Source organism: Idiomarina sp. Sol25 (assembly GCF_033052775.1).
In the GTDB taxonomy this organism is placed as follows: Bacteria; Pseudomonadota; Gammaproteobacteria; order Enterobacterales; family Alteromonadaceae; genus Idiomarina.
On record NZ_JAUPEW010000184.1, the window covers coordinates 1 to 256 of the forward strand.

Consider the following 256-nt stretch of genomic DNA (forward strand, 5'->3'; position numbering starts at 1 on the left):
CACGCGTTTCAGGACGATATTCGCCAGCATCGCCGCGTTCCTGCTCGTCGCGATGGTCACTTTGCGCCTTTCGATTCCCGTCGCCCGACCGGAGAACCCGGCGACACCGGCGGCGGCTTTGGCCCACGTTCCCTTGGAGCTTCGTGCCGGTCCGGTGCTCAACGAGTATGCGTTCGGTGGCTACCTGATCTGGCAGGGCGTGAAGCCCTTCATCGACAGCCGAGCCGATCTCTACGGTGACCGGTTCGTCTCGGAT

General features: G+C 63.7%; 1 protein-coding gene. It reads left to right on the forward strand.

Annotated features, from left to right (window positions below; genetic code table 11):
• A partial coding sequence (locus Q5L94_RS13930) for a hypothetical protein (RefSeq protein ID WP_317498947.1) occupies nt 1-256 on the forward strand: 256 nt, incomplete at both ends.